Below are 4,247 nucleotides of genomic sequence, written 5' to 3'. Positions count from 1 at the left end.
CGGTGCCCGCGGAACCGACCGCCGAGCCGACGCCCGCCGAACCCGCACCGGTGGAGCCGCCCAACGCGGAACCCAGTCCGGCGGAACCGATTCCGGCGGAACCGATGGCGGCCGAGCCGGTGCACAGTCCGGCCAGCCCGGCGGAACCGACGGCGGCGGAGCCCACCGCGGCCGAACCCGTTGCCGCCGAACCTGTTCCGAGCAGCAAACCAAGCAGTGCCGAACCCGTGCCGACGCCCGCGGATCCCACGCCCGCCGAACCCAGGCCCAGCACCGAGCCGGTGCCCAATCCGGCGGAACCGACAGCGGCGGAACCCGTTCCGAGGGCGGCCGAACCGGTCGCCCCCAAGGCCGAACCGGTGCCGACGGCGGCAGAGCCCAATGCCGCACCGGCGGAACCGGTTACCGCGGAGCCGGTGCCCAGGGCGGCGGAGCCGGTACCGCCGACGGCCGAGCCGACTCCGGCCGAACCGACCGCGGCCGAGCCGACTCCGGCGGAACCGACGGCGGCGGAGCCCGATCCGAGGGCGAGCAGAATGGACAGCAGATCCTGGGGCCCGGCCACCGGGGTGGCGGCCTGCGCGTCGATCGATTGCGGAGTAGAAACCGGCTGGCCGGGATCTTGTCCGGCGGGCACGGGATCGAGCGGGATGCCGCCCGGCTGCGCGTCGGCAACCGCGGGCCCGAGCAGCGCCGAACCGGCGACAGCCGCGATCACTGCCACCAGGCGCATTGCACGATCGACGATCATGCGACAGCCATCCCCTCATCGATACCGCGCGCACTTGGCTTTGTTCTCCGCGCCATAGGCACGGAATCTCGATCCGCACCAGGCAGATCGAGACGGGGTCGAGCTCACTGCCGCCCCGATTGCCGGACCTTTGCGGAACGCGGCCATCGTAACGGCCACCACGACGTTTCGCACAAGTCCCGAACGCATTAGGGGTGCTCACAAACCGTACGCCTGCACAACCCCCTACGTACTCAATATCCCCAAGCACCCCAGCGACATTGGCCCGACCAGGCAATACGCCCGACCTCACAATCACGATCCCCCGACTGTGAGCTCCAACACCCTTGCGTCACACTGAAAAATCGGACCAAACGGTCAGCAATCTTTCGCCCTTTGCTGAAAACACAATCGCCGGTACCCCCTGACGGGGTACCGGCGATGCGATGGTTCGAGTGATACGGCCTACGCGCCGTAGACCGGCTCCGGGGTGGTGGCCTTGGACAGCAGGTCGCGCACGACCGGGCCCAGCTCGGCCGGTTCCCAGCGGGCCCCGCGGTCGATGGAGACGCCGTGCCGCCAGCCGTCGGCGACGGTGACCTTGCCGCCCTCGACCTCGAACATGCGGCCGGTGACACCGGCGGAGTCGGCGCTGCCCAGCCAGACCACCAGCGGGGACACGTTTTCCGGGGCCATGGCGTCGAAGCCGTCCTCGGGGGCGGCCATCATGTCGGCGAAGACGGTCTCGGTCATGCGGGTGCGCGCGGCCGGGGCGATGGCGTTCACGGTGATGCCGTAACGCGCGAATTCGGCGGAGGCGGTGAGGGTCAGGCCCGCGATGCCGGACTTGGCGGCGGAGTAGTTACCCTGGCCGACCGAGCCCAGCAGGCCCGCGCCGGAGCTGGTGTTGATGATGCGGGCGTCGGGGGTGCGACCCGCCTTGGCCTCGTTGCGCCAGTACTCGGCGGCGTGCCGCATGGGGGCGAAGTGGCCCTTGAGGTGCACCTTGATGACGGCGTCCCACTCGTCCTCGCCGAGGTTGACCAGCATCCGGTCGCGCACGATGCCCGCATTGTTGACCAGCACGTCCAGGCGGCCGAAGGTTTCGACGGCGGTGGCGATCAGGCGGCGCGCGCCCTCCCAGTCGGAGATGTCGTCGCCGTTCACGACCGCGTCGCTGCCGAGGGCCTTGATCTCCTCGACGACCTGGGCGGCCGGGGAATCCGGGCTGGGCGCGCCGTCGAGCTCGGCACCGATGTCGTTGACCACGACCTTGGCACCGGCGGCGGCGAAGGCGAGGGCGTGCGCGCGGCCGATGCCGCGACCCGCTCCGGTCACGATGACGACGCGGCCGTCGCAGATCTTGTTGTCGGTCATATCGATTACCTCTTCGTTTCTAGTGGCCGGAGACGGCGGGGACGTCTGCGGTGGATGCTTCGAGGAAGGCGGGCTTCTCGCCGCCGCCATGCACGAGCAGCTGACTGCCGGTGACATAGGCGGCCAACGGCGAAGCCAGGAACGCGGCGGTGCGGCCGATGTCTTCGGGGGTTGCCATGCGGCCCATGGGAACAGTGCGGCTGACCGCGGCGATGCCGTCCTCGTCGCCGTAGTGCAGGTGCGAGGACTCGGTGTTGACCAGGCCGCAGATCACGGAGTTCATCCGGACCTTGGGAGCCCACTCGACGGCGAGCGACGAGACCAGGCTGTCCACACCGGCTTTGGCGGCACCGTAGGCGGCGGTGCCGGGAGACGGCCGATGCCCGGAGACGCTGGAGATCATCACGATCGATCCGCCGGTGTCCTGCTTCTGCATGACCTCGTTGGCCACCTGCGAAACCAGCAGCGGCGCGAGCAGATTCAGCTGCACGATCTTCGAATGGAAGTTGGCGCTGGCGTCGGCGGCCAGGGCGAAAGGCGCGCCACCGGCATTGTTCACCACGGTGTCGAGCCGCCCGTACTTCGCCACGATTTGATCGATCAGGCCGCGCACCGAATCCACATCGCGCACATCGCACGGCAGGAAGTCGATCTCGCGTCCATTGCTCTCGACGGGCGTATCCGCGGGCCGCCGCGCGCAGGCCACGACGGTCGCGCCCGCGTCCAGGAAGACCCGGCTGATACCGGCTCCGACGCCGCGCACGCCGCCGGTGACCAGGACGACCGAGCCGGACAGGTTTACTTCGATTCCCACCGTGCTAACCTACCAAGCACTTGCTTGTTTTGCCAACGATGGGCTCCAACCAAAGGACATGCGATGGGGATCAACCGTCACACCGAAACCGAGGGCGTCGAAGTCGTCACTGTCGACTACCCCAAGGTCAACGCACTGCCCTCCGACGGCTGGTTCGCCCTGGCCGACGCCATCACCCAGGCCGGGAAGAACCCGGAGACCCGGGTCGTCGTCCTGCGCGCCGAGGGCCGCGGCTTCAACGCCGGCGTGGATATCAAGGAGATGAACGCCGACACCGGCCACACCGCCCTGATCCGCGCCAACCACGGTTGTTTCGCCGCCTTCGCCGCGGTCTACGACTGCGAGGTCCCGGTGGTCACCGCCGTGAACGGCTTCTGCCTGGGCGGCGGCATCGGCCTGGTCGGCAACTCCGACGTCATCGTGGCTTCCGACGACGCGACCTTCGGCCTCCCCGAGGTCGACCGCGGCGCGCTCGGTGCGGCCACCCACCTGGCCCGACTGGTCCCCCAACACCTGATGCGGACCATGTTCTACACCGCGGGCACCCTCACCGCGCAGCAGCTGCACCACTACGGCTCGGTGTTCAAGGTGGTCCCGCGGGCCGAACTCGACGCCGCCGCAATGGAAGTCGCCAAGAACATCGCCAACAAGGACGGCCGCGTCATCCGCGCCGCCAAGAAGGCGCTCAACGGCATCGACGTGCAGGACGTGCACCGCTCCTACCGCTTCGAGCAGGGCTTCACCATGGAGCTCAACCTCGCGGGCGTGGCCGACGAGATCCGGGCGCGCTTCGACGACGACCTGGCCGCGCAGAAGAAGGGGAAGTAAAGCCATGCGCGACAAGCGAATGAGCCTCGACGAGGTCGTCGGTGAGCTCAGCAGCGGAATGACCATCGGCATCGGCGGCTGGGGTTCGCGGCGCAAGCCGATGGCCTTCGTGCGCGCGATCCTGCGGTCGGACATCAAGGATCTGACCGTCGTCACCTACGGCGGACCGGACCTCGGCCTGCTGTGCTCGGCGGGCAAGGTGCGCAAGGCGTACTACGGCTTCGTGTCCTTGGACTCCGCGCCGTTCTACGATCCGTGGTTCGCCAAGGCTCGCACCGAGGGCGCGATCACCGTGCGCGAGATGGACGAGGGCATGGTCAAGTGCGGTCTGCAGGCCGCCGGTGCGCGCCTGCCGTTCCTGCCGATCCGGGCGGGACTGGGTTCGTCCGTGGTCGATTTCTGGGAGGGCGAGCTGAAAACCGTTCAGTCGCCTTACGAGACCGACGGCAAGACCGAGACCCTCATCGCCTTGCCGGCGCTGAATCTCGACGCCGCGTT

At 68.7% G+C, this 4,247-nt stretch carries 3 protein-coding genes and 2 pseudogenes; 2 read left to right on the top strand and 3 right to left on the bottom strand.

Annotated elements, in window-relative coordinates:
* The 3 genes and pseudogenes from ACWELQ_RS39725 to ACWELQ_RS39715 form a co-directional block, all read right to left on the bottom strand.
* A pseudogene (locus tag ACWELQ_RS39725) lies at window positions 1–751 on the bottom strand (hypothetical protein); the annotation flags it as partial.
* Window positions 752–1,195: 444 nt separating this feature from the next.
* Window positions 1,196–2,107 carry an SDR family oxidoreductase gene (locus tag ACWELQ_RS39720; protein ID WP_452402159.1) on the bottom strand — a complete coding sequence of 304 codons (912 nt, stop codon included), beginning with the start codon at window positions 2,105–2,107 and terminating at the stop codon, window positions 1,196–1,198.
* Window positions 2,108–2,126: 19 nt separating this feature from the next.
* A complete protein-coding gene (locus ACWELQ_RS39715; protein WP_452402158.1) occupies window positions 2,127–2,921 on the bottom strand; it encodes an SDR family oxidoreductase in 795 nt (264 codons plus the stop codon).
* Between the two features lie 63 nt (window positions 2,922–2,984).
* Between ACWELQ_RS39715 and ACWELQ_RS39710 the strand changes: the two genes are divergently transcribed.
* Together ACWELQ_RS39710 and ipdA are read left to right on the top strand one after the other, a co-directional pair.
* On the top strand, window positions 2,985–3,749 hold the full coding sequence (locus tag ACWELQ_RS39710; protein ID WP_452402157.1) for an enoyl-CoA hydratase family protein: 765 nt from the start codon (window positions 2,985–2,987) through the stop codon (window positions 3,747–3,749).
* A 4-nt stretch (window positions 3,750–3,753) separates the two neighbouring features.
* A pseudogene (gene ipdA, locus ACWELQ_RS39705) lies at window positions 3,754–4,247 on the top strand (cholesterol ring-cleaving hydrolase subunit IpdA); the annotation flags it as partial.

The sequence above is a fragment of the Nocardia sp. NPDC004722 genome, from assembly GCF_053601505.1.
This window is presented reverse-complemented; position numbering and strand designations above follow the sequence as displayed.